Here is a 23,287-nt window from a genome sequence, read left to right as displayed (position 1 = left end):
GGCCGGTCCGCCGAAGAGACGCGCTCTAGCCCGTTTCCTCCGGGACGTCGCTCGCCGGTGGTGCCGTCGTGCCCGGGTGGTTGCGGACGTCGTCCGTGCAGGCGTAGCGGCTCAGTGGTGCGGGGGAGGGGCCGCCCAGGGTGATCGAGCCGTCGCCTTCCGTCGCGGCGGAGTCGGAGAGCGTGCAGACCAGTTGGGCCAGGGCGGCGGAGGGAAGGCGGGAGGGGGCGGTGCTCAGGCGGAGGGTGTCCTCCGGGTCGTGCGGGGCGGGCCCGGAGACGCTCAGGCCGCCCGGCACGTACGTGGCATAGCCCGCGGAGCGTTCCGCCGAGGAGGGTGCCGTGGCCAGCTGGTCCAGCAGGCCCTGGGCCACCATCACCCGGCGGCGGGCGTCGGGGGTGCCCTCCGGGACTCGTACCGTACGGTCCACCGTCACCAGGGACGACCCGCACAGCAGGAAGACCTGCACGGGGACGCCCTGCTGGGGCGACTGGCCCGAGCCCGTCAAGGAGCACGGGACCCGCGAGGGCGCCGGGCCGAAGTCGGTCGGCACCTGGGTGGCGCGGATGCCGCAGCCGGTGAGCAGGGTGCCCAGGAGGGGCAGGGCGAGCCAGCGGCGCCCATGTCGTGCTCGTCGTCGTACCGTCGTCATCACCCCTCCTTCCCCTGCGTCGCGCCGCCGTCGCCGTCCTTCTTCTCGGTGCCCTCGTCCGGTTCCTCCGTCAGCTCCGAGGCGTCCCGGGGCAATCGGAGGGTGAACACGGCGCCGCCCTCGGGTGAGTTGGCGGCCGTGATCTCGCCGCCGTGGATGTGCGCGTTCTCCATCGCGATGGAGAGGCCGAGGCCGCTGCCCTCCGAACGGGGGCGGGAGGCGCTGGCCTTGTAGAAGCGGTCGAAGACATGCGGCAGGACGTCCTCGGGGATGCCGGGGCCGTGGTCGCGGACCCGGATGACCACCGAGTCGGACGCCTCGCGCACCGAGACCCGGACCGGCGAGCCGCCGTGCTTGAGGGCGTTGCCGATCAGGTTGGCGAGGATCACGTCGAGGCGGCGCGGGTCGAGGCGGGCGTGGATGCCGCGGTCGGCGTCCAGTTCCACCGCGTCCAGCCAGGCGCGGGCGTCGATGCAGGCGGTGATCTGGTCGGCGACGTCCACGTCGTCCAGGACCAGCCGGGCGGTGCCCGCGTCGAAGCGGGTGACCTCCATGAGGTTCTCCACCAGGGTGTTCAGGCGGCGGGTCTCGCTGACGACCAGCCGGACGGCCGGTTCGATCATCGGGTCCATGCTGCCCGCGTCCGCGTCCAGCTCCTCCTCCAGCACCTCCGTGACGGCGGTGATGGCGGTCAGCGGCGTACGCAGCTCATGGCTCATGTCGGCGACGAAGCGCCGGGAGGCGTCGTCCCGCGCCGCCATGTCCGCGACCCGCTTCTCCAGCGCCTCCGCCGCGTTGTTGAACGTCCGGGACAGGTCGGCGAGTTCGTCCGTGCCGGACACGCGCAGCCGGGTGTCCAGCTTGCCCTCGCCGAGGCGGCGGGCGGCGACGCCGAGGCGGTGCACCGGCTTCAGTACGGTGGTGGCGGCGGCCTGCGCGAGCAGCGCGGCGCCGATCAGCGCGAGGCCGGTGGCGATGCCCAACGACCAGGCCAGCGAGTCGAGATCCTTCGCCTCCGGCTCCAGGGACTTCGCCATGTAGCCGGTCGGGCCACCGCCGATCACCCGGGTGCCGGCGACCAGGTACGGCGTGCCGTGGTCCACGACGCGCTGCCAGTACAGGTGGTACGGCTGCTTGTTGGTGTCGCTGATCTCCTGCTGCCGGTCCACCGCCGTACGCAGCGACTTGGGCACGTCCTCCAGGGAAAACCCGTTGATGCCACCGGAGTTGCCGTACACCGTCTTGCCCTGCGCGTCCTGGCCGACCAGGAGCACGCTGAAGCTCTGGCTGCTGGACGCCATCTGCCCTGCGGTGCGCTGGAGTTCGTCCTGGGTGGGATGGACGGGCAGCGCGCCCGCGCGGTTCTGCATCTCCTGGCGGAAGTCGCGCAGCACCGCGTCCTGGGCGCGGGTGAGCACCGCCTCGCGGTTCAGCCAGTAGGCGATGCCCGACGCCGACACCGCGGCGGTGAGCGCGACCAGGCCGAAGACGACGACGAGCCGCAGCCGCAGACTGGTGAACCTGAGCCGGGACAGACCTCCCCTGCGCCCCGCGGACCAGCCGCGCGGCCCCCCTCGCGTATCGCTCACTGAGGAGTGTCCAGGCGGTAGCCGACACCACGGACCGTACGGATCAGGGTCGGGGACGAGGGCACGTCCTCCACCTTGGCGCGCAGCCGCTGCACACACGCGTCTACCAGGCGGGAGTCGCCCAGGTAGTCGTGCTCCCACACCAGCCGCAGCAGCTGCTGGCGGGACAGCGCCTGGCCGGGCCGCCGGCTCAGCTCCAGGAGCAGCCGCAGCTCGGTCGGGGTGAGCTGGAGGTCCTCGCCGTTCTTCGTCACGGTCATCGCCGAGCGGTCGATGACCAGGCTGCCGAAGCTCGCCGAGTCGCTGGACTCGCGCTCGCCGCGGCGCAGCACGGCCCGGATCCGGGCGTCCAGCACCCGGCCCTGGACCGGTTTGACCACATAGTCGTCGGCGCCGGACTCCAGTCCGACGACCACGTCGATGTCGTCGCTGCGCGCGGTCAGCAGGATGATCGGCAACTGGTCCGTGCGCCGGATGCGCCGGCACACCTCGAACCCGTCGATACCGGGCAGCATCACATCCAGCACGATCAGGTCCGGCCGCTGCTCGCGCAGCAGCTTCAGACCGTCCTCGCCGCTGGCAGCGGTGGCCACGCGGTGTCCCTGGCGCGTCAGTGAGAGCTCCAGGGCCGTACGGATGGCGTCGTCGTCCTCGATCAGCAACAGGGAAGGCACCCGCTCATTCTGGCCCATGGACGGGCTGTCGTACGACCTGTCGGCCACAGCCCCGCAGTATCCCCACGACCTGCCCCGCACCACCTCCGTCCCCTGCCCCGCGCTAGCGCCACCGGCTGTGCACTTCCTGTGACGGCGCCGACGGGCGGGGGCCCTGTGACAGGTCTGTGACAGTCGGGGGACACACCGATGAAGTCACCCCGGCAGGCTTTTCGTCACGGGCACGGCGAGCAGTCGGATCCGGCCGAAATGGTCGGAACAGCCCGGAGCACGACCGGGCTCAGGTCCGGAGCAGGGCCGGAAGCACCGGAAGTCCACGACGGGGAGCGCGAGATGAACACGCTGCACAGCATCAGCACCAGCGCAGTGGTCACGCGTCTGCACGACGTGCACCGGGGGGAGAAGTCCGGTGCTGATGGGGGTACCTCCCGCGCGAGCGCTTTCGAGCGTGGGGGAGGGCGGGGGTGCGCTCGCGGCACCGGGCGTCAGCACGGCGGGTACGGGCAGCAGCCCTACATGTCGGTGATTGACGCGCGTACGGGGGACACGCACGGGGGAAGCGCGTACAAGGAGGACACGGGGGAGCGTCGCTCGCTGACGGAGGCGGAGTTCACCGCCTACGTCCAGGAGCGCCGCGCCTCCCTGTACGCCACCGCCTACCACCTGACCGGCGACCGTTTCGAGGCCGAGGACCTGCTCCAGAGCGCGCTGTTCTCGACCTACCGGGCGTGGGACCGGATCAGCGACAAGGCGGCCGTCGGCGGCTATCTGCGGCGCACGATGACGAACCTGCACATCAGCGCCTGGCGGCGCCGCAAGCTCAACGAGTACCCGACCGAGGAACTGCCCGAGACGCCCGGCGAGACGGACGCGATGCGCGGCACCGAGCTGCGCGCGGTCCTGTGGCAGGCGCTGGCCCGGCTGCCCGAGCTCCAGCGCACCATGCTGGTCCTGCGCTACTACGAGGGCCGTACGGACCCGGAGATCGCGGACATACTCAACATCAGTGTCGGCACGGTGAAGTCCAGCATCTGGCGCTCGCTGCGCCGGCTGCGCGAGGACGAGGTCCTCAGCTTCGGCCGTGACGAGGAGAACGCCTTCGGCGAACTGGTCGCCTGAGGTACGGGGGAAGCGCGGGGGAACACGGGGGAACGGGGGCCGGGCCGCTGGGGGGCGGTCCGGAGAGCACGGGGGAGGAACCGAAGAGGGGCTGGTCGGACCGGGGGGTCCGGGCGGCCCCTCTTCGCTTTTCCCCCGTGCCGCCCGCTCTACCGCTCCGCTTCCCGGTGCCGCCGACCGGCGGTGGTGTACTTGCCGGCCCACTCGGCGACGGTGAGCCGGCGCAGCGCCTCGTCCCGGTCGCACGGGTGGGCGCCAAGGGCCACCTGGCGGGCGACGATCGTGCGCTCCGCGCGCATCAGCCGCCAGCCGCGGCGCAACAGGAACGGCACCGACTTACGGCCCTCCTTCAGATCGCGCACGAAGCGCCGCCGGAAGGTGGTGACCGCGCCGCGGTTCAGGCAGAGCGCGTCGGCGAGGACACCGAGTTCCCGGCAGCGCTCGACGATCTCCGCGGCGAAGATGCCCTCCGCGATGAACAGGGGCGTACGGTCCAGCCGCAGCGTCTCCTCGCCGGTACGGGCGCTGAGTGAGATGTCGTACACCGGCACCGGCGTCGAACCCGTGGCGCACAGGCGGCTGATGGCGTCGAGGGCGACCTGTGCGTCCCAGGAGTCCGGGTGGTCCCAGTCGATGTCCGAACTCCCCGCCACCAGGGGCAGAGTCGGGTCGTCGGCCTCTTTGTAGAAGTCGTCCAGGCGCAGGACGGGCAGCCCGGAACGGGCGGCGACCAGGGACTTGCCCGAACCCGAGGGGCCGCACAGCAGCACGACACGGGCGGGGGACGGGGGATGAATGCTCACGGAACACCAGTTTGACGCATGGCACGACGCCTGCCGACCCCGCGGTTCGCTTTTGAAGCGCGGGTCACCTCTCAACTACCCTGTGTCGCGGCATCATTACCCTGCGCACCAGAAGGTGGCACCAGCGATGGCCCGACACAGCAAGTCCCAGCACCCCACCGCGCGCCGTGCCCTGTTCGCCCTCGTGACCGCCGGTGCGGCGCTGGGCGCGGGCGCGGCGACGGCCCACGCGGACACGGACGCACCGCTGGTGCAGGTGCCGTGGCGGCCGACATCCCTGGGCAACATCGACCCCCAGGCCGGCCTCACGGTCCTCACCGGCACGGTCGGCTACGTCACCGGCCCGGTCGCCGGCCTCAAGCCCAACCCCCTCGCGGGCACCGGCGTCGACCCCCTCGACAACGGAGTGGGCACCCAGGTGGCCGACTTCAAGCCCATCGGCTCCCAAATGCTGACCACCCCGATCGCGGAGGCCCAGTCCCTGGGAAGCCTGCCGGTGGTGGGACAGGTGCTGGCGGGGCTGGGGCACTGAGGCGTCCAGCCGCCCGAGAAGTCCCGTACCCGGCGCGCCCCGTCACCCCCGGGGCGGCTGCCGGTTCCCCGACCGGAAGTCACTCAGCACGCGCCGGCTGTCCACCGTGAACGGGTGAGCGGGCCCCAGGCCGCGCTCCCGTCTGGCCACCACATCGGTCATCAGCGCGATCCCCGCGCCCAGGTGACCGCAGGCGACCTGGGTCCGGGAGAGAAGCTGCTGGGCCGAGAGCGTGAAGGGGTGGTCGGGGCCGAAGCGCCGCCGGTACGCCTCGCCGACCAGCCGGATCTCCTGGTCGGCGGCTTCGAAGCGGCCCAACTGGTACAGCGCCCAGGCGTGGTTGTGGTGGGCGCCGAGCGTCACGGTGTGGTCGGGGCCGAGGGACCGGACGCACTGGGCGGGCAGGGACAGCAGCGCCCCGTCCTCCTCGGTGACGACGTCCGTCGGGGACAGCAGGACCAGCAGGCCCGAGCGGGAGCGCAAGGTCAGGGGGTGGGCGGGGCCCAGCGCCTCGCGGCGGCCGGCGGCGACGGCCCGCAGGAGTGTGACGGCCGCGTCCCGCCTCCCGGTGTTCCCGAGTACGAGCTGAAGGCCGAAGCCGCTGTCCAGGGTGTCGGGGTCGCGGGGCCCGAACAGCCGCTCCTGGTCGGCGTGAACGCGTGCGAGCAGCGTCTCGGCCTCGGCGTACCGGCCCAGCCGGAAGAGGGCTCGGCCGGTTCTGGAGCGGGCGGCCAGCACGAGCCGGTGGCACGCGCCGAGCCGCCGCTCACCGAGGTCGGCCGCGGTCCGGGCGGTCTCCCAGGCGGACAGGTAGTCCCCGGTGCGGTGCAGGGCGACGGACAGCCGGGTCACCGCGGTCAGCGCGGCGGCCAGCGGTTCCGGCTCCTGGACGTGCCGTAACAGGGCGAGTCCGTGGGGCACCAGGGTCCGGAGCAACGGGTCGTGCGGGCCCGCGTCGGGGACGTCGGGGACCGCCGCGTCGAGCAGGCGGACGGCCGTGGTGTCGAGCACCGGCCTCCGGTCCGCCGGTGTCGCCGCCGCGACGCTGTCGAGCAGTACCCCATGACTCTGCGCGCACCGGACCCCGATGTCCACCAGTTCGGTCAGTGACTGGTCCAGAAGCGCGCGCAGCGCGATCTCGCAACGGGCCCGCGGGAGGACGCCGTCGATCTCGGCCCGGTTGAGCACCGACAGCGGCAGCGGTTCGGGGGCGAAACGGGACAGCAGCCTCAGCAGTGCGGTGGCCTCGCTGAGCCCCCGGGCTTCGAAAGCGTCGAGGGTCAGCTGCCATGTCAGGCCCACCATGCGCCGCGGATCCCGCTCCGAGAGGGCGTCGGCGCCCTGGTCGATGAGCTCGACCCGTTCCCCTTCGTCCAGATGGCGACCGTACGTCTCCATCGTCCAGGGGTCGAGCACCTGCTGGGAGAGGAAGCCGCCCGCCAGTGTCAGGGCGAGCGGCAGCCGCCCGAGCCGTTCCGCGATCTCGGCCGCCTGGTCCGGGGTGCCGCTGTGCGGCGCGAGGTCGCACAGCACCCGCGCCGCATCCGCACGCGGCAGTACGCCGATGTGCTGCAACTCCGCACCCGGCCACCAGTGGGAGGCCGACCGGCGCGTGGTCACGACGACCGTGCCGCCAGGGCTGGTGCGCAGCCAGCTGCCGTCGCGGAGGATCTCTGGCTGGTCGGCGTTGTCCAGTACCAGCAGCCAGGGCTCGGCGGAGCGGTCGAGATACTGCCAGACGAGATCGGCGGCGGGGCGCAGTCCGTTGCGGGCGGCCAGCAGCTCACCGTCGTCGGCGCCGCGGTCGGCCGCGACCGCGAGCATCCCGGCGCGCAGACTCGCGCGATCGGCGGCGCTGACCCACAGACCCACCCTGCCGCATGCGTCGATCGCCTGCTGGAAGAGGGTGTAGGCGACCGCGGTCTTGCCGCAGCCGCCCATGCCGTGGAGCACATAGACCTCTCCGGTGCGACTCGTACGCACACCTGCCCGCAGCCTTTCCAGCACCTCGGTACGGTCCCGCAGTACGACCGGGGGCCGGCCGACCGCCGGGCGGCGCACCGAGTCCGGGCCGCAGGGCGTGGCCGGCTCGTCGCCGTAGTGGTGGTGCTCGGTGATGTGCTGGTCACCGGACGTCTGGTAGATGCGGCCGTGGTCCTCGGCGTGGCCGTCCATGGCGTCCGTCCCCACAGCTCACCCCTGACCAGAATGGACGGCTCGCCGAACGAAGCCGATTCGCTACGCTGAGTGCCAAGTGTGCCGCTCCGGCTTGATCGTAGGGGGACGACCGTATGGCGAACAGGCCGTGGGAAGCCGATCCGGCCACCACGTTCAAACGACGGCTCGGGAAGTCACCGCGGGAGTTGGGGAACACGACCGACAACCCCGACTGCCCCGACATCTGGGAGCTCGAGAACGGCGACATCGCCGTCGTCGGCCGGGACCTCACGGAGTCCCTGGGCCGGAAGTTGCCGGCGGGGGTCTCGATCGGAGTGGACGAGCGGCTCGTAGTCATCCCGAGGAACATGTTGATCGCGGCGAAACCGGATATCCCGAATGTTTGACTCATTCCCGTACGGCATTTCGGAACGTATGGACCGCCCCACGTACCACGCGGACTTCTGGCGGGTCCGGGCGAGCGGAATCCGCCAGATGAACAAGCTCGAACGAGGACAGGAGTTCAAGGAGCGGGGGTTCGCCAGCTGGGAGGCTTTCGCCGCCGGGGAATGGGACCGGGCGCTGTCCCTCGTCCAGGACAAACGCGAGGGCTATGAACGGCAGTTCCGCGAGGCCGCGCAGCTGGGCATCCTCGAACGCCGCCTGCGCGTGGTGGAGTTCCCCGTGACGCCGTACGTGCAGTGGGAGCTCCATGTCCTGCGGATGCGGGTGGAGCTGGGGGACCACATCAAGGTGCTCGACGCCCGGAAGATCTCGGACATCGAGCAGGAGCGTCGCGTCCCCGAGGTGGTGATCCTCGGGGAGGTCGCCATGTACGAGGTCGTCTACGACGACGACGGGAACGCGGCCGGCGCCAACCGCTTCACCGACCCGGCACTGATCCGCGAGACATCGGCCGGGTTCGAGGCGCTGTACGAGCGCGGGGACGACTTCCATGACTTCTTCGACAGGGAGATCGCCCCGCTGGCACCGCCTGTCGTGGAGTAGGGCGCCGACCCGGGCGGGCAGGGTGGACGACGCGGAGAGCCGCGTTCCCCGGCGGAGGGAAACGCGGCTCTCGGCCTGCCGAGGCTCGGTGCTGCGGCTGTACGGCTCGTACGGTTCGTAGAGACCTCGTACGGCTCAGTACGACGAACCCGCCGCGCCCAGTGCCCCCGTCGTGTGCCACACGGTCTTCGTCTCCAGGAAGGCCGTCAGGCGCTCGGTGCCGGGGGTCGCCGTGAAGTCGACGGCCTGGGGGCGCAGGACGCGCTTCAGGTTGTCGGCGGCGGCGATCTCCAGGTCCTTGGCCAACTCCTCGTCCGCGCCCGCGAGATCGATCGCGTTCACGTCCTGGTGCGCGGCCAGCGAGGGCGCGATCTCGGACGGGCGGCCGGAGAGGATGTTCACCACGCCGCCCGGGACGTCCGACGTGGCCAGTACCTCGGCGAGGGAGAGCGCCGGGAGCGGGGCCTTCTCGGAGGCGATCACGACGGCCGTGTTTCCGGTGGCGATCACCGGGGCGAGGACCGAGACCAGGCCCAGGAAGGAGGAGTCCTGGGGGGCGAGTACGGCGACCACGCCGGTCGGCTCCGGCGAGGAGAGGTTGAAGAACGGACCCGCGACCGGGTTCGCGCCGCCGACCACCTGGGCGATCTTGTCGGTCCAGCCGGCGTACCAGACCCAGCGGTCGATCGCGGCGTCCACGACGGCCGCGGCCTTGGACTTCGACAGGCCCTCCGCCTCGGCCACCTCGCGCACGAACTGCTCGCGGCGGCCCTCCAGCATCTCCGCGACCCGGTACAGGACCTGACCGCGGTTGTAGGCGGTCGCGCCGGACCAGCCGCCGAACGCCTTGCGGGCCGCGACCACCGCGTCCCGGGCGTCCTTGCGGGAGGACAGCGGGGCGTTGGCCAGCCAGTTGTTCTTCGGGTCCGTCACCTCGTACACCCGACCGCTCTCGGAACGCGGGAACTTGCCGCCCACGTACAGCTTGTAGGTCTTGAAGACGGAAAGTCGTGCGTCAGACATCGAGGTACGCCTCCAGGCCGTGGCGACCGCCCTCGCGGCCGAAGCCCGACTCCTTGTAACCGCCGAACGGCGAGGTGGGGTCGAACTTGTTGAACGTGTTGGACCAGACGACACCGGCGCGCAGCTTGCCCGCGACGGCCAGGATGCGGGAGCCCTTCTCGGACCAGATGCCCGCCGACAGGCCGTACTGCGTGTTGTTCGCCTTGGCGACCGCCTCGTCCGGGGTGCGGAAGGAGAGGACCGACAGCACCGGGCCGAAGATCTCCTCGCGGGCGATGGTGTGGGCCTGGGTGACGTTCGTGAAGAGCGTCGGCGCGAACCAGTAACCGGCGTCCGGCAGTTCACAGGCGGGGGACCAGCGCTCGGCGCCCTCCGCCTCGCCCGCGTCGGCCAGCGCGGTGATCCGGGCCAGCTGCTCCGCGGAGTTGATCGCGCCGATGTCGGTGTTCTTGTCCAGCGGGTCGCCCAGGCGCAGCGTGGACAGGCGGCGCTTCAGCGCGTCCAGCAGCTCGTCCTGGATCGACTCCTGGACGATCAGGCGCGAGCCTGCGCAGCAGACCTGGCCCTGGTTGAAGAAGATGCCGTTCACGATGCCCTCGACGGCCTGGTCGATCGGGGCGTCGTCGAAGACGATGTTCGCGCCCTTGCCGCCGAGTTCGAGGGTGAGCTTCTTGCGCGTGCCGGCCACGGTCCGCGCGATCGCCTTGCCGACCGCCGTCGAGCCCGTGAACGCGACCTTGTTCACGTCCGGGTGCGCGACCAGGGCGGCGCCGGGGCGCCCGTCACCGGTCACGATGTTGACGACGCCCTTGGGCAGGCCCGCCTGGCGGCAGATGTCCGCGAAGAACAGGGCGGACAGCGGGGTGGTCTCGGCGGGCTTCAGGACGACCGTGTTGCCGGTCGCGAGCGCCGGGGCGATCTTCCAGGCCAGCATCAGCAGCGGGAAGTTCCACGGGATGACCTGGCCGGCCACGCCCAGCGGCCGCGGGTCCGCGCCGAAGCCGGCGTGGTCGAGCTTGTCCGCCCAGCCCGCGTAGTAGAAGAAGTGGGCCGCGACCAGGGGGAGGTCCGCGTCGCGGGTCTCCTTGATCGGCTTGCCGTTGTCCAGCGTCTCCAGGACGGCCAGTTCGCGGCTGCGCTCCTGGATGATCCGGGCGATGCGGAACAGGTACTTGGCGCGCTCGGCGCCGGGCAGCGCGGACCACTTCTCGAAGGCCTTGCGGGCGGCCTTCACGGCGCGGTCGACGTCCTCCTCGGAGGCCTCGGCGACCTCCGACAGCACCTCTTCGGTGGACGGCGAGACGGTCTTGAAGACCTTGCCGCCGGTCGCGTCGGTGAACTCGCCGTCGATGAACAGGCCGTAGGACGGCGCGATGTCGACGACGGAGCGGGACTCGGGCGCCGGTGCGTACTCGAATGCGGATGCGGATGCGGGTGCCATGGTGATCAGTCCACCGTCACGTAGTCGGGGCCGGAGTAACGGCCGGTGGCCAGCTTCTGACGCTGCATCAGCAGGTCGTTGAGCAGCGAGGAGGCGCCGAAGCGGAACCAGTGGTTGTCCAGCCAGTCCTGGCCCGCCGTCTCGTTGACCAGGACGAGGAACTTGATGGCGTCCTTGGTCGTGCGGATGCCGCCGGCCGGCTTCACGCCGACCTGGATGCCGGTCTGGGCGCGGAAGTCGCGCACCGCCTCCAGCATCAGAAGGGTGTTGGCGGGCGTCGCGTTGACGGCGACCTTGCCCGTCGAGGTCTTGATGAAGTCGGCACCGGCGATCATGCCGAGCCAGGAGGCGCGGCGGATGTTGTCGTACGTCGACAGCTCGCCGGTCTCGAAGATGACCTTCAGCCGGGCGCTCGTCCCGCAGGCTTCCTTGACGGCGACGATCTCGTCGTACACCTTCAGGTACTTGCCCGCGAGGAACGCGCCGCGGTCGATGACCATGTCGATCTCGTCGGCACCCGCGGCGACGGCGTCCCGCACGTCGGCCAGCTTCACGTCGAGCGCGGCACGACCGGCCGGGAAGGCGGTGGCGACCGAGGCGACCTTGACGCCGGAACCGGCGACGGCCTCCTTGGCGACGGCCACCATGTCCGGATAGACGCAGACCGCGGCCGTGGTCGGGGTGGTGCGGTCGGTCGGGTCGGGGTGGACGGCCTTGGCGCCGAGCGCCCGGACCTTGCCCGGGGTGTCCGCGCCTTCCAGCGTCGTCAGGTCGACCATCGAGATGGCGAGGTCGATGGCGTACGCCTTCGCGGTGGTCTTGATGGAACGGGTGCCGAGCGACGTGGCGCGCGCCTCCAGGCCGACCGCGTCGACGCCGGGCAGCCCGTGCAGGAAGCGGCGCAGCGTGCTGTCGGACGCGGTGACGTCGGCGAGCGCATGTGCGGGGGGTGCAGTGGTGGGCATGGTCACCAGACGAGCATATCTACGCGCGTAGCGGCTGTACACCCCCGGGCCGGATCCGGAGCCGGCCGGGGTGCGGCGCGCGGTCCGGTCCGTGGCCGGGAGAGCGCAAGGGGCCACGGAGCGTCACCGAGCGGCACGGAGGATCACGGAGCATCACGGATGGATACGGGTGTCGGGGCACCCGGCGGCGCCCGCCGCGCCGTCATGCACAATCGGGGCCATGACGACCCCGGACAACAAGCCACCCGCGTCGGGGCCTCCGGTGCCCGCCGTGAAGGACCGGATCTACCGTTCGCCCATGGGGCTCGCGGGCGGCGTGCTGCTGCTCGCGGTCGTCGCCTGGCTGGGCTTCGACGCGCTGTTCAACGGCCACGGCCGCACCCCGTGGCTCGCGCTGGCCACGATGATCCTGGTGCTGCCGCTGGTGATCGCCTTCACGCTGCGCCCGGCCGTGTTCGCCAACGAGGAGCGGCTGCGGATCCGCAACCCGTACCGGGTGATCTCCATGCCGTGGGGCGAGGTGGAGGCGCTGCGTTCCGCCTTCACCAACGAAGTGCGCGCCAAGTCCGGCGCCAAGTACCAGCTGTGGGCCGTTCCCGTGTCGCTGCGCGGCCGCAAGAAGGCCGAGCGGCGGGCGGCGTCGGCGGCGCGGCGGTCGGCGACGGGCGGGGCCGGGCTCGGCGGCGGGATCCCGGCCCGCGGTGGTGTACGTGGCGGCGGGATCGGCGCCAGGGGCGTCGGCTTCGGCGGGTTCGCCGCCCGTGGCGCCGACGACACCGGCCCGGCCCGCGCGGAGAGCGACAAGGTCATGGACGACCTGCGCGAACTCCTTGACCGGTGCGGGAACGAGGAGCCCGCCCAGGGCGGTACGACGATCCGCTGGGCCTACGAGGTGGCCGCGCCGACGCTGGCCGGGGCCGTGCTGCTGGTGATCCTGCTGGTGACCGGCGGCTGAGGAGGCGGCGGTACGCCGTTCACGGCAGCGGTACGCCGTCCACGGCGCCCGCACGGACGAGGGGCACCCCCGGGGTCGGGATCCGGGGGTGCCCCTGGCTTTTTCCGGTGTTCTCCGGTGTTCTCGGGTGTTCTCCGGTCGCTCCGGAGGTTTCAGATGCCGGCGGCCGCGGAGAGGTCGCGCTTGACGGCCTCCAGGAGCTCCTTCGCGCGGGCGTGCGCCGCCGGGAGGTCGGCACGGTCCGGAACCGGTACGACGACCTCCAGGTAGCACTTCAGCTTCGGCTCGGTGCCGCTGGGCCGGACGATGACCCGGGCGCCGTCCAGGGTGTAGCGCAGGCCGTCCGTCGGCGGCAGCGTCTCCGTGCCCTGGGTCAGATCCTCCGCCCGGGTGATGGCCAGGCCCGCGAGCCGCGTCGGGGGCTGCTCGCGCAGGCGGCGCATCGCGTCGGCGATCAGGGAGAGGTCCTGGACGCGCACGGACAGCTGGTCGGTGGCGTGCAGGCCGTGCTCGACGGCGAGGTCGTCCAGGAGGTCGAGGAGGGTACGGCCCTCCTCCTTCAGCCCGGACGCCAGCTCGGTGATCAGGAGGGCCGCGGTGATGCCGTCCTTGTCGCGCACGCCCTCGGGGTCCACGCAGTAGCCGAGGGCCTCCTCGTAGCCGTAGCGCAGGCCGTCGACGCGGGCGATCCACTTGAAGCCGGTGAGCGTCTCCTCGTACGGCAGTCCCGCCTTGCCGGCGATCCGGCCGAGCAGGGAGGAGGAGACGATCGACTCCGCGAAGGTGCCCTGGACGCCGCGCCGGACCAGGTGGGCGGCGAGCAGCGCGCCGACCTCGTCACCCCGCAGCATCCGCCAGTCGCCGCCGTCCTTGACGGCCACGGCGCAGCGGTCGGCGTCCGGGTCGTTGGCGATGATCAGATCGGGGTCGGTCGCGCGGGCCCGGCCGAACGCCAGGTCCATCGCGCCCGGCTCCTCCGGGTTGGGGAAGGCGACGGTCGGGAAGTCCGGGTCGGGCTCGGCCTGTTCGGCGACCAGCACGGGCTCCGGGAATCCGGCGCGGGCGAAGGCCGCGAGCAGGACGTCCTTGCCGACGCCGTGCATGGCGGTGTAGACGGTGCGCGCGGTGCGGGGGGAGCCGGGGGCCAGTACGGCGTCGGTACGGGCGAGATAGGCGTCCAGGACCGCGTCGTCCAGGGTCTCCCAGCCGGACTCCGGGCGGGGCACGTCGTGCAGGGAGGCGATCGCGTCGATCTCGGCGGCGATGCCCGCGTCGGCCGGGGGCACGATCTGGGAGCCGTCGCCCAGGTACACCTTGTAGCCGTTGTCCCGGGGCGGGTTGTGGCTGGCGGTGACCTCCACGCCCGCGACCGCGCCCAGGTGCCGGATCGCGAAGGCGAGCACGGGGGTGGGGAGCGGGCGGGGGAGCACGGCGGCACGCAGACCGGCGCCGGTCATCACGGCGGCGGTGTCGCGGGCGAAGTCGGCGGACTTGTGGCGGGCGTCGTAGCCGATGACCACGAGGCCGGCGTCGGGGCCCCCGTGGGGGGTGCCGTTCTTCTTCAGGTACGCGGCGAGACCGGCGGCGGCGCGGATGACGACATTGCGGTTCATGCGCATCGGACCGGCACCGAGTTCGCCGCGCAGGCCCGCGGTACCGAACTGGAGGGTGCCGGCGAAACGTGCCGCCAGTTCCTTCTCGTCGCCTGCCTCGATCAGTTCGGCGAGCTCGGCACGGGTGTCCGGGTCGGGGTCCTCGGCGAGCCATGCGCTGGCCCGCGCGATCAGATCGTGCACCTTGGGATCAACCTCTCCTGTGTTTGCCGATGCCTTGGGGGGTGGCTCTGGTCGGCTGGGGGGGGCGGGCGGCTTGGGCCGTCATTGTCGCTGGCGGTGGGTGGGGAGGGGGCGGGTGCGGGTGCGCTGTGGTCCGGGGGCCCGGATGACCCGCGTCCCCCGGCATCTGCCCTGACGAACCGCGCCGACCGGCGCCCGGACGGGCACCCGTCCGGATCACGCACCATCCGCCACCGCCAGGGACACGCACGCCCCGCCCGCACCGCGGCCCTGGAAGCCCCCCGTGCTCCCAGGGCCCGGTCAGGTTCCCCGGCGTCCAGGCCACCCGATGTCCAAGCGCCGTCCGGTAGCCGCCAGGTGTCCGGAAGGGCGTCCCGGACTACAGCTTGCGCAGGACCTGCGTCAGCAGGGTGCCCATGCGGGCGGCGGAGTCGCGGCCGGCCTGGAGGACTTCCTCGTGGTTCAGGGGCTCGCCGGTCATGCCCGCGGCGAGGTTGGTGACCAGGGAGATGCCCAGGACCTCGGCACCGGCCTCGCGCGCGGCGATGGCCTCCAGGACCGTGGACATGCCGACCAGGTCCGCGCCGATCACGCGGGCCATGCGGATCTCGGCCGGGGTCTCGTAGTGCGGGCCGGGGAACTGCGCGTAGACACCCTCCTCAAGGGTGGGGTCGACCTCCTTGCACAGGGCGCGCAGCCGCGGCGAGTACAGGTCGGTCAGGTCGACGAAGTTCGCGCCCACGATCGGCGAGGTCGCCGTGAGGTTGATGTGGTCGCTGATCAGCACCGGCTGGCCGGGGCGCATGCCCTCGCGCAGACCGCCGCAGCCGTTGGTGAGCACGATGGTCTTGCAGCCGGCGGCGACGGCCGTCCGCACGCCGTGCGAGACGGCGGCGACGCCACGGCCCTCGTAGTAGTGGGTACGGCCCAGGAAGACGAGGGCGCGCTTGTCACCGAAGGAGTACGAGCGGATCTTGCCGCCGTGCCCCTCGACGGCCGGCGGCGGGAAGCCGGGCAGCTCGGTGACCTGGAACTCCGCGTCGGGAGCGCCGAGGGCGTCGACGGCCGGAGCCCAGCCGGAGCCCATCACGAGGGCGACGTCGTGGGTCTCGGCGCCGGTCAGTTCGCGCAGGCGCGCGGCGGCGGCGTCGGCGGCGGCGTACGGGTCGCCCTGGATGTCGTCCGGAAGAAGAGATGCGTTCACGGGGACGAGGGTAGCCGCTTCTCGCCTACGCGCGTAGATGACAGACCTCACGGGATTGGGATCGTTGTCTTGTCGTTTCCGACGATGGATTACCGCGGGTAATTCGTAGGGGTGGCGGGTGCGCGCCGGTCAGCAGGGGCGCTTGCGCAGTTCCATCACATAGTCGTGGGGCGCCCCGGCGGACTCCACGGCGTCGGCGATCTCGCCCAGGTAGCGGGCCGAGGGGAGGCCGCCCTCGTAGTCGTTGAGGACGTAGGTCCAGGCCGACTTCTCACCGTCCAGGGTGTGCACGCGCACGCGCATCCGGCGGTACGTGCCGAGGTCCACGCCGTCCCAGCGGTCGAGGGACTCCTCGTCCATGGGCGCGATGTCGTACAGGCCGACGAACACCTGGGCCAGCGGCTCCTCGACGATCGTCGCCAGCGCGCCCTCCCAGCCGAACTGCTCGCCGCCGAAGGTCAGCCGCCAGTCGTTCAGCCAGCCCGTGGCGCGCAACGGGGAGTGCGGGGCGCGGCGGGACATCAGCCGGGCGTCGAGGTTGCCGGCGTAGGCGGCATAGAGCGACATGGGGGAGAGGGTACGGCAGCGCTCCCACCCCACTCACGCGCCCCGAGAGCGAGCCCCCGGGGCGCCCCTGAGGCACCGGGCACCCCGGGAAGGGCCATCGGCCGCCCGTCGGGGCCCTGGGGGGATTCCGTACGGTTCGTCGTGCGGGGGCCGCCCGTCGGCGCACGTCGGGAGGGTCCCGCCGCCCCCGGGCAGTGGCATCTTGAAGCGTGCGGGACAATGGGGTACGTGACTCGGATCGTGATCATCGGTGGCGGACCTGGCGGATATGAAGCGGCGCTGGTGGCCGCTCAGCTCGGCGCGGAGGTGACCGTCGTCGACTGCGACGGTCTGGGCGGCGCGTCGGTACTGACCGACTGCGTGCCGTCCAAGACCCTCATCGCCACGGCCGAGGTGATGACGACCTTCGACTCGTCGTACGAGGAACTCGGCATCATCGTCGCCGACGACACCCCGCCCCTGGAGCGGTCCGCCCGCGTCGTCGGGGTGGACCTGGGCAAGGTCAACCGACGGGTCAAGCGGCTCGCGCTGGCGCAGTCGCACGACATCACCGCCTCCGTGACGCGTGCCGGGGCGCGGGTCATGCGCGGGCGCGGACGCCTTGAGGGAATGCAGGCGCTCGACGGGTCGAGGAAGGTCGTCGTCACCGCCGCCGACGGCACCGAGGAGACCCTCACCGCCGACGCCGTCCTCATCGCGACCGGCGGTCACCCGCGCGAGCTGCCCGACGCCCAGCCCGACGGCGAGCGCATCCTCAACTGGACCCAGGTCTACGACCTCAACGAGCTGCCGGAAGAGCTGATCGTGGTCGGCTCCGGTGTGACCGGCGCCGAGTTCGCCGGCGCGTACCAGGCCCTCGGTTCCAAGGTCACCCTCGTGTCCTCCCGCGACCGGGTGCTGCCCGGCGAGGACCCGGACGCCGCCGCCGTCCTGGAGGACGTGTTCCGCCGCCGCGGCATGAACGTGATGGCCCGTTCCCGCGCGCAGTCCGCCAAGCGCGTCGGCGACCGGGTCGAGGTCACGCTCGCCGACGGCCGCGTCATCACCGGCACGCACTGCCTCATGGCCGTCGGCGCCATCCCGAACAGCGCGGGCCTCGGCCTGGAGGAGGCCGGCGTCAAGCTGCGCGACTCCGGGCACATCTGGACCGACAAGGTCTCCCGCACCACCGCGCCCGGCGTCTACGCCGCCGGTGACGTGACCGGCGTCTTCGCGCTCGCGTCCGTCGCCGCCATGCAGGGCCGGATCGCGATGTACCACTTCCTGGGCGACGCGGTGGCCCCGCTGAACCTGAAGACCGTCTCCTCCAACGTCTTCACCGACCCCGAGATCGCCACCGTCGGCTACTCGCAGGCGGACGTGGACGCGGGCAAGATCGACGCCAAGGTGGTCAAGCTGCCGCTGCTGCGCAACCCGCGCGCCAAGATGCAGGGCATCAGGGACGGCTTCGTGAAGATCTTCTGCCGGCCGGGCACGGGCATCGTCGTCGGCGGTGTGGTCGTCGCGCCGCGCGCCTCGGAACTCATCCACCCCATCTCGATCGCCGTCGACAACAATCTGACGGTCGAACAGATCGCGAACGCCTTCACGGTGTACCCCTCCCTTTCGGGCTCGATCGCGGAGGTCGCGCGGCAGCTGCACAACCGCAAGGCGAGTGCCGAGGGCTGATGACCTGCGGCAACTCCACGCCGGTCGCGGGGAGTTGCCGTACGTGCGGCTGGCATAGTCGGGAGGGATAGGTCCGCGGAAGGTCCTATACCACTTCGGGTTCCGTCATGCGAACAACTTCTGTTAATCGGCGCAAACTGCTGAAAGCAGACGGTCGCTGGGGTTACTGTCAGTTTCGTGTTCGCTGCTGAACGTCGCCAATTGATCCTCGAAATGGTGCGAGCGAACGGTGCCGTGTCGCTCCGTGAGCTCGCCCGCGTCGTCCAGACCTCCGAAGTGACCGTACGGCGGGACGTGCGGGCACTGGAGGCAGAAGGACTCCTCGACCGCCGGCACGGCGGTGCCGTACTGCCGGGTGGGTTCACCCGGGAGTCCGGCTTCCCGCAGAAGTCGCATCTCGCGACCGCCGAGAAGACGGCGATCGCCGATCTCGCGGCCGGCCTCGTCGAAGAGGGCGAGGCGATCGTGGTCGGTGCCGGTACGACCACGCAGGAGCTGGCCCGTCGGCTCGCCCGGGTGCCCGGTCTCACGGTGGTCACCAACTCCCTCCTGGTCGCGCAGGCGCTGGCCCATGCGAACCGGGTGGAGGTCGTCATGACCGGGGGCACCCTGCGCGGCTCCAACTACGCGCTCGTGGGCTCCGGCGCCGAGCAGTCCCTCCAGGGGCTGCGGGTGTCGAAGGCGTTCCTGTCCGGGAGCGGTCTGACGGCCGAGCGGGGGCTGTCCACCTCCAACATGCTCTCCGCCTCCGTCGACCGGGCGCTCGTGCAGGCCGCCGCGGAGGTGGTGGTCCTCGCCGATCACACCAAGCTCGGCACGGACACGATGTTCCAGACCGTGCCGACGGATCTCATCACCCGCCTCGTCACGGACGACCCGCCCGGCCACGACGACCGCGCCGCCACGGAGCTGCAGGCCCTCGCCGACCAGGGGGTGCAGATCGCCGTGACCGGGGCGAACGGAAACCCGGGGGGTGACCAGGTCCCGCCGGCCCGCCGCCCCCAGCTGCCGGGACCACGCCGGGGCAACCCCCTCCGCCCGGCCTCCGTCCTCTCCGACCAACCCCAGCCCTCCGAACGGGCCAGGGTCGCGGATCTGCGCCGCAGGTGAGCCGCGGCCCCGGCGGGGGTCCGGAGGGGGCGGTGAGCCGCGCCTGCTCGGCCGAGTGGCGGCTCGGCAGGCACCGTACGGGCGGCCAAGTGCCCCCTGTCGGCGGGTTTATGACACCGTGAGCCGCATACAGGCGTGACCGGGGCGGCCCGGACCCGATGCTCCGGTCGGGCGGGAACGGGCCGCAGGGTGCCGGCCCCCGGACCACCCGCCCCCCAACGACGAACCGGCCCCCGGTGCACACGCACCAGGGGCCGGTTCGGGGTCGTACAGGTGGACGTCAGTCCTTGATCTCGCAGATCGCCGCGCCCGAGGTGATCGACGCGCCGACCTCCGCGCCCAGGCCCTTGATCGTGCCGGACTTGTGCGCGTTCAGGGGCTGTTCCATCTTCATGGCCTCCAGGACGACGACCAGGTCGCCCTCCTTGACCTCCTGGCCCTCCTCGACGGCCACCTTGACGATGGTGCCCTGCATCGGGGAGGCGAGGGTGTCGCCGGAGGCCACGGGGCCGGACTTCTTGGCGGCGCGGCGCTTGGGCTTGGCGCCCGCCGCGAGGCCGGTACGGGCCAGGGACATGCCCAGCGAGGACGGCAGCGAGACCTCCAGGCGCTTGCCACCCACCTCGACCACGACGGTCTCACGGCCCGTGTCCTCGTCCGCCTCGGCGTCGGCCGGCGCGGCGAAGGGCTTGATCTCGTTGACGAACTCCGTCTCGATCCAGCGGGTGTGGACCTTGAACGGGTCCGTGGAACCGCCGAGTTCGGGCGCGAACGCCGCGTCCCGGACCACCACGCGGTGGAAGGGGATCGCCGTCGCCATGCCCTCGACCTGGAACTCGTCCAGCGCCCGCGCGGCCCGCTCCAGGGCCTCCTTGCGGGTGCGGCCGGTCACGATCAGCTTGGCGAGGAGCGAGTCCCACGCCGGGCCGATGACCGAGCCCGACTCCACACCGGCGTCCAGCCGGACACCGGGACCGGACGGCGCCTCGAACGTGGTGACCGTACCCGGGGCGGGCAGGAAGTTGCGGCCCGGGTCCTCGCCGTTGATGCGGAACTCGAAGGAGTGGCCGCGCAGCTCCGGGTCGCCGTAGCCCAGTTCCTCGCCGTCCGCGATGCGGAACATCTCGCGGACCAGGTCGATGCCGGCGACCTCCTCGGTCACCGGGTGCTCGACCTGGAGACGGGTGTTGACCTCCAGGAAGGAGATCGTGCCGTCCTGGCCGACCAGGAACTCACAGGTGCCCGCGCCCTCGTAGCGGGCCTCCTTGAGGATGGCCTTGGAGGCGCGGTACAGCTCGGCGACCTGCTCGTCGGACAGGAACGGCGCGGGCGCCTCCTCCACGAGCTTCTGGTGACGGCGCTGGAGCGAGCAGTCACGGGTGGAGACGACGACCACATTGCCGTGCTTGTCCGCCAGGCACTGGGTCTCCACGTGCCGCGGACGGTCCAGGTAGCGCTCCACGAAGCACTCGCCGCGCCCGAAGGCGGCGACCGCCTCGCGCACCGCCGAGTCGTACAGCTCCGGCACCTCTTCGAGAGTGCGGGCGACCTTGAGGCCGCGACCGCCGCCGCCGAACGCCGCCTTGATGGCGATCGGCAGACCATGCTCCTCGGCGAAGGCGACGACCTCGTCGGCGCCCGAGACCGGGTCGGACGTGCCGGCCACCAGGGGCGCGCCGGCGCGCTGGGCGATGTGGCGGGCCGCCACCTTGTCGCCCAGGTCGCGGATGGCCTGCGGCGGCGGGCCGATCCAGTTCAGACCGGCGTCGAGGACGGCCTGCGCGAATTCGGCATTCTCCGAGAGGAAGCCGTAACCCGGGTGGATGGCGTCCGCGCCGGACTCCCGGGCCGCGTTCAGGACCTTCTCGATGTCCAGGTAACTGGTTGCCGGTGTGTCACCGCCCAGGGCGAACGCCTCATCCGCAGCGCGGACATGCAGAGCGTCCCGGTCCGGGTCCGCGTAGACGGCAACGCTCGCGATCCCCGCGTCCCGGCAGGCCCGAGCCACCCGGACAGCGATTTCGCCACGGTTGGCGATGAGCACCTTGCGCACGATTGAGGCTCCCTCCTTGAAACAAGCCGAGTTTAGGGACTGCCGACACGGCTCTTCGACCCGTCCCCAATGGTGAGCTTGCCCACACGGAGCGTGATGCGGGGCTCGCCCGACCCGCGAAAGCCCTAGTGGCACCTTGCTACGCAGGACTCCTCCGGAAAACCCTAGCCCTGCCATGTGGCCAAGGTCTCTGTAAGAGCGTGCTGCGGCCCACTCGGTTTCTTTGTCGAGTCCCTACGAATGGCCCAATGATTCTTTGCTGCCGCACGAACTCTTGTCCCCTGGTTTACCCGTTAGTAGCGTTCGCCCTGTCTCGGACTACTGCTGGTAACAGCGGTCAAGGTGGGGAGCGGGTGGGGCCGATGGTGCGCAGAACCGTGGCGTGGGTGGTGACCGTCGTCCTCCTCGTGGAGGCCCTCGGCATCGGGGCGCTGAACTGGTTCCTCGGCGTGGTCGTGGAGCGGCAGAAGATGTCCATGGCCGGTCTGGACCCGCATCTGATGTCGACGTCCTCGAAGATCGGCGGCGTCGTCTTCGGCCTCTACTTCCTGCTGTGCGCCCTGGTCGCCCTGCTGGTGGCGGTCCGCGACCGCGCGCCCGCCGGCTTCGGGCGCGTCGTGCTGATCAGCGCGGCGGTCGTGCACGGCCTGCTGGGCGCCTTCGCCTGGGGCCTGGTCAACCTGACGGCCTTCCTGGTCATGGTCGTGGTGCTCGCGCTCCTGGTGCTGCTCCTGGTGTCGTACGACCGTGACGGCGGCCCGGTCGGGGCCGCGCCCGGCGGGGACGGCGGGAGCGGTGGCGACCCGAGAGCCGCTGACGGGCCCGTGGACGCCCGTACCGTCCCGCCGGGGGAACCGGTCGCCGGGCGCCCGGCGGAGCCGCAGGACGGGGACGGGGAGCCGCAGGACGCCGTCCCCGAGCGGCTCACTCGGACGGTGCCCACAACTCCGTGATGCCGACGCCCAGTTCGGCCAGCAGCTTGCGCACCAGGGGCAGGCTGATGCCGATCACATTGCCGTGGTCGCCGTCGATGCCCTCGATGAAGGGCGCGGAGCGGCCGTCCAGGGTGAACGCCCCGGCGACGTACAGGGGCTCGCCGGAGGCCACGTAGGCGGCGATCTCCGCGTCGCTGGGCTCGCCGAACCGTACGACGGTGGAGGCGGTCGCCGAGACATAGCGCTTGGCCGCCGTGTCCCAGACGCAGTGCCCGGTCTGGAGGATGCCGGCCCGGCCGCGCATGGACTTCCAGCGGGCGGTGGCCTCCTCGGCGTCCGCGGGCTTGCCGAGGGCGCGGTCGTCCAGCTCCAGCACCGAGTCGCAGCCGATCACCAGGGCGCCCTGCACCTCGGGCAGCGCCGCCACGACCGACGCCTTGGCCTCGGCGAGGGCGAGGGCCAGTTCGGCCGGGGTGGGGGCGGTGACGGCGTCCTCGTCGACCCCGCTCACGATGACCTCGGGCGTGAGGCCCGCCTGCCGGAGCAGGCCGAGGCGGGCGGGGGACTGGGAGGCGAGAACGAGTCGCCTGCGGTGCGTTGCGGTCATGCGGTCAGGTTAGTCACCCGGTTGCGGACCCGCGCGAACCACCTGGCGGCGGGCCTGCGCGGACCCGTCAGCGCAGGCCCACCAGCGCGGCCACGACCATCGCCGCGGTCACCGCCACGGCCATGATGACGCCGAGCCGCCGCAGCATGTCCTGCGCGTCGCGCAGCTCTTTCGGCGGTTCGTCATCAGGGTCTGACCAGAGCACCTGTCCAGCGTGCGGGTGGCGGGGCGCCGGGCGCCTGAGTAGGCGTACTCAAATAGGCGCCCGGTGTCCCGCCGCTGTGCGCGGTTCCCGCGCCCCCTGGGGAATCAGCCCTAGCTCGGCCAGTAGGTGCGGGTCCAGGCCGCCGCGCCCGCCCGGGGCAGGCGGGCGGCGGCGATGCGGGCCGGGTCGGACCACGCGTCCCTCGGGCCCCGCGCGCCGTCCGG

22 protein-coding genes are annotated in these 23,287 nt (G+C 71.8%); 8 read left to right on the top strand and 14 right to left on the bottom strand.

The features are described from left to right. Positions 1-25: 25 nt before the first annotated feature. Genes ACLF5H_RS24550 through afsQ1 form a run of 3 tightly spaced genes read right to left on the bottom strand, consistent with a single transcriptional unit; the run spans position 26 to position 2,915 of the window. Entirely contained in the window at positions 26-652 is a 627-nt protein-coding gene (locus ACLF5H_RS24550) for a hypothetical protein (RefSeq protein ID WP_421678188.1), read from the bottom strand. Further along, entirely contained in the window at positions 652-2,241 is a 1,590-nt protein-coding gene (locus ACLF5H_RS24545) for an ATP-binding protein (protein ID WP_421678187.1), read from the bottom strand. The genes ACLF5H_RS24550 and ACLF5H_RS24545 overlap by 1 nt, the downstream gene beginning before the upstream one ends. Then, positions 2,238-2,915: a two-component system response regulator AfsQ1 gene (afsQ1, locus tag ACLF5H_RS24540; protein ID WP_046420463.1), complete on the bottom strand. Its 678-nt coding sequence runs from the start codon at positions 2,913-2,915 to the stop codon at positions 2,238-2,240. The genes ACLF5H_RS24545 and afsQ1 overlap by 4 nt, the downstream gene beginning before the upstream one ends. A 333-nt stretch (positions 2,916-3,248) precedes the next feature. On the opposite strand from afsQ1, the gene ACLF5H_RS24535 reads away from it, so the two are divergent. Further along, on the top strand, positions 3,249-4,034 hold the full coding sequence (locus tag ACLF5H_RS24535; protein ID WP_421678186.1) for a SigE family RNA polymerase sigma factor: 786 nt from the start codon (positions 3,249-3,251) through the stop codon (positions 4,032-4,034). Between the two features lie 149 nt (positions 4,035-4,183). Here ACLF5H_RS24535 and ACLF5H_RS24530 read toward each other — a convergent pair whose 3' ends face one another. Further along, positions 4,184-4,837, bottom strand: a complete 654-nt coding sequence (locus ACLF5H_RS24530; RefSeq protein ID WP_421678185.1) for a uridine kinase family protein — start codon at positions 4,835-4,837, stop codon at positions 4,184-4,186. A gap of 127 nt (positions 4,838-4,964) precedes the next feature. On the opposite strand from ACLF5H_RS24530, the gene ACLF5H_RS24525 reads away from it, so the two are divergent. Further along, positions 4,965-5,369, top strand: coding sequence for a hypothetical protein (locus ACLF5H_RS24525; RefSeq protein WP_421678184.1), 405 nt, complete (start codon positions 4,965-4,967; stop codon positions 5,367-5,369). Positions 5,370-5,411: 42 nt separating this feature from the next. Here the strand turns inward: ACLF5H_RS24525 and ACLF5H_RS24520 are convergent, their stop codons facing one another. Further along, the gene (locus tag ACLF5H_RS24520) at positions 5,412-7,544 is read right to left on the bottom strand and encodes a tetratricopeptide repeat protein (protein WP_421678220.1); all 2,133 of its coding nucleotides are present in this window, start codon (positions 7,542-7,544) and stop codon (positions 5,412-5,414) included. 116 nt (positions 7,545-7,660) lie between these two features. Here ACLF5H_RS24520 and ACLF5H_RS24515 point away from each other — a divergent pair, with 116 nt between their 5' ends. Further along, complete coding sequence (locus ACLF5H_RS24515; RefSeq protein ID WP_421678183.1) at positions 7,661-7,933, top strand: hypothetical protein; 273 nt, start codon at positions 7,661-7,663, stop codon at positions 7,931-7,933. Beyond that, entirely contained in the window at positions 7,926-8,534 is a 609-nt protein-coding gene (locus tag ACLF5H_RS24510; RefSeq protein WP_421678182.1) for a DUF6879 family protein, read from the top strand. The genes ACLF5H_RS24515 and ACLF5H_RS24510 overlap by 8 nt, the downstream gene beginning before the upstream one ends. Before the next feature lie 135 nt (positions 8,535-8,669). Here the strand turns inward: ACLF5H_RS24510 and ACLF5H_RS24505 are convergent, their stop codons facing one another. Genes ACLF5H_RS24505 through deoC form a run of 3 tightly spaced genes read right to left on the bottom strand, consistent with a single transcriptional unit; the run spans position 8,670 to position 11,963 of the window. Then, positions 8,670-9,557 (bottom strand): aldehyde dehydrogenase family protein, encoded by an 888-nt coding sequence (locus ACLF5H_RS24505; RefSeq protein ID WP_421678181.1) that lies wholly within the window; start codon positions 9,555-9,557, stop codon positions 8,670-8,672. Further along, entirely contained in the window at positions 9,550-10,998 is a 1,449-nt protein-coding gene (locus ACLF5H_RS24500; protein ID WP_421678180.1) for an aldehyde dehydrogenase family protein, read from the bottom strand. The genes ACLF5H_RS24505 and ACLF5H_RS24500 overlap by 8 nt, the downstream gene beginning before the upstream one ends. A 5-nt stretch (positions 10,999-11,003) precedes the next feature. Further along, the gene (deoC, locus tag ACLF5H_RS24495; protein ID WP_421678219.1) at positions 11,004-11,963 is read right to left on the bottom strand and encodes a deoxyribose-phosphate aldolase; all 960 of its coding nucleotides are present in this window, start codon (positions 11,961-11,963) and stop codon (positions 11,004-11,006) included. 220 nt (positions 11,964-12,183) lie between these two features. Between deoC and ACLF5H_RS24490 the strand changes: the two genes are divergently transcribed. Then, positions 12,184-12,918 carry a PH domain-containing protein gene (locus ACLF5H_RS24490; protein ID WP_421678179.1) on the top strand — a complete coding sequence of 245 codons (735 nt, stop codon included), beginning with the start codon at positions 12,184-12,186 and terminating at the stop codon, positions 12,916-12,918. Positions 12,919-13,070: 152 nt separating this feature from the next. Here the strand turns inward: ACLF5H_RS24490 and ACLF5H_RS24485 are convergent, their stop codons facing one another. The 3 genes from ACLF5H_RS24485 to ACLF5H_RS24475 form a co-directional block, all read right to left on the bottom strand. Further along, on the bottom strand, positions 13,071-14,714 hold the full coding sequence (locus ACLF5H_RS24485; protein ID WP_421678178.1) for a phospho-sugar mutase: 1,644 nt from the start codon (positions 14,712-14,714) through the stop codon (positions 13,071-13,073). A gap of 379 nt (positions 14,715-15,093) precedes the next feature. After that, a complete protein-coding gene (locus tag ACLF5H_RS24480) occupies positions 15,094-15,918 on the bottom strand; it encodes a purine-nucleoside phosphorylase (RefSeq protein ID WP_421678177.1) in 825 nt (274 codons plus the stop codon). A gap of 129 nt (positions 15,919-16,047) precedes the next feature. Then, positions 16,048-16,485: a gamma-glutamylcyclotransferase gene (locus ACLF5H_RS24475; RefSeq protein WP_037656124.1), complete on the bottom strand. Its 438-nt coding sequence runs from the start codon at positions 16,483-16,485 to the stop codon at positions 16,048-16,050. A gap of 219 nt (positions 16,486-16,704) precedes the next feature. Between ACLF5H_RS24475 and ACLF5H_RS24470 the strand changes: the two genes are divergently transcribed. After that, the gene (locus tag ACLF5H_RS24470) at positions 16,705-18,153 is read left to right on the top strand and encodes an NAD(P)H-quinone dehydrogenase (protein WP_421678176.1); all 1,449 of its coding nucleotides are present in this window, start codon (positions 16,705-16,707) and stop codon (positions 18,151-18,153) included. Between the two features lie 201 nt (positions 18,154-18,354). After that, positions 18,355-19,263, top strand: coding sequence for a DeoR/GlpR family DNA-binding transcription regulator (locus ACLF5H_RS24465; protein ID WP_421678175.1), 909 nt, complete (start codon positions 18,355-18,357; stop codon positions 19,261-19,263). 280 nt (positions 19,264-19,543) lie between these two features. On the opposite strand, the gene ACLF5H_RS24460 is transcribed toward ACLF5H_RS24465, so the two are convergent. Beyond that, a complete protein-coding gene (locus ACLF5H_RS24460; protein WP_421678174.1) occupies positions 19,544-21,316 on the bottom strand; it encodes an acetyl/propionyl/methylcrotonyl-CoA carboxylase subunit alpha in 1,773 nt (590 codons plus the stop codon). Between the two features lie 362 nt (positions 21,317-21,678). Between ACLF5H_RS24460 and ACLF5H_RS24455 the strand changes: the two genes are divergently transcribed. Beyond that, positions 21,679-22,269, top strand: coding sequence for a hypothetical protein (locus ACLF5H_RS24455; protein ID WP_421678173.1), 591 nt, complete (start codon positions 21,679-21,681; stop codon positions 22,267-22,269). Here ACLF5H_RS24455 and ACLF5H_RS24450 read toward each other — a convergent pair. Further along, entirely contained in the window at positions 22,241-22,858 is a 618-nt protein-coding gene (locus ACLF5H_RS24450) for a Maf family protein (protein ID WP_421678172.1), read from the bottom strand. The genes ACLF5H_RS24455 and ACLF5H_RS24450 overlap by 29 nt on opposite strands. 67 nt (positions 22,859-22,925) lie before the next feature. Then, a complete protein-coding gene (gene mmpB / locus ACLF5H_RS24445) occupies positions 22,926-23,063 on the bottom strand; it encodes a morphogenic membrane protein MmpB (protein WP_421678171.1) in 138 nt (45 codons plus the stop codon). Positions 23,064-23,287 lie beyond the last annotated feature (224 nt).

Origin of the sequence: Streptomyces sp. LaBMicrA B280 (assembly GCF_049222185.1) — a bacterium.
GTDB classification, from domain to species: domain Bacteria; phylum Actinomycetota; class Actinomycetes; order Streptomycetales; family Streptomycetaceae; genus Streptomyces; species Streptomyces murinus.
Note: the sequence above shows the minus strand (reverse complement) of the source record. Positions and strands in the feature narration are given on the sequence as shown.

Coding starts and splice junctions, on each gene's coding strand:
- ACLF5H_RS24510 (WP_421678182.1), top strand. CDS start 7,926: ATGTTTGACTCATTCCCGTACGGCATTTCGGAACGTATGGACCGCCCC.
- ACLF5H_RS24520 (WP_421678220.1), bottom strand. CDS start 7,544: ATGGACGGCCACGCCGAGGACCACGGCCGCATCTACCAGACGTCCGGT.
- ACLF5H_RS24450 (WP_421678172.1), bottom strand. CDS start 22,858: ATGACCGCAACGCACCGCAGGCGACTCGTTCTCGCCTCCCAGTCCCCC.
- ACLF5H_RS24490 (WP_421678179.1), top strand. CDS start 12,184: ATGACGACCCCGGACAACAAGCCACCCGCGTCGGGGCCTCCGGTGCCC.
- ACLF5H_RS24515 (WP_421678183.1), top strand. CDS start 7,661: ATGGCGAACAGGCCGTGGGAAGCCGATCCGGCCACCACGTTCAAACGA.
- ACLF5H_RS24500 (WP_421678180.1), bottom strand. CDS start 10,998: ATGGCACCCGCATCCGCATCCGCATTCGAGTACGCACCGGCGCCCGAG.
- ACLF5H_RS24455 (WP_421678173.1), top strand. CDS start 21,679: ATGGTGCGCAGAACCGTGGCGTGGGTGGTGACCGTCGTCCTCCTCGTG.
- ACLF5H_RS24535 (WP_421678186.1), top strand. CDS start 3,249: ATGAACACGCTGCACAGCATCAGCACCAGCGCAGTGGTCACGCGTCTG.
- ACLF5H_RS24550 (WP_421678188.1), bottom strand. CDS start 652: ATGACGACGGTACGACGACGAGCACGACATGGGCGCCGCTGGCTCGCC.
- ACLF5H_RS24505 (WP_421678181.1), bottom strand. CDS start 9,557: ATGTCTGACGCACGACTTTCCGTCTTCAAGACCTACAAGCTGTACGTG.
- deoC (WP_421678219.1), bottom strand. CDS start 11,963: ATGCCCACCACTGCACCCCCCGCACATGCGCTCGCCGACGTCACCGCG.
- ACLF5H_RS24525 (WP_421678184.1), top strand. CDS start 4,965: ATGGCCCGACACAGCAAGTCCCAGCACCCCACCGCGCGCCGTGCCCTG.
- ACLF5H_RS24475 (WP_037656124.1), bottom strand. CDS start 16,485: ATGTCGCTCTATGCCGCCTACGCCGGCAACCTCGACGCCCGGCTGATG.
- ACLF5H_RS24470 (WP_421678176.1), top strand. CDS start 16,705: ATGGGGTACGTGACTCGGATCGTGATCATCGGTGGCGGACCTGGCGGA.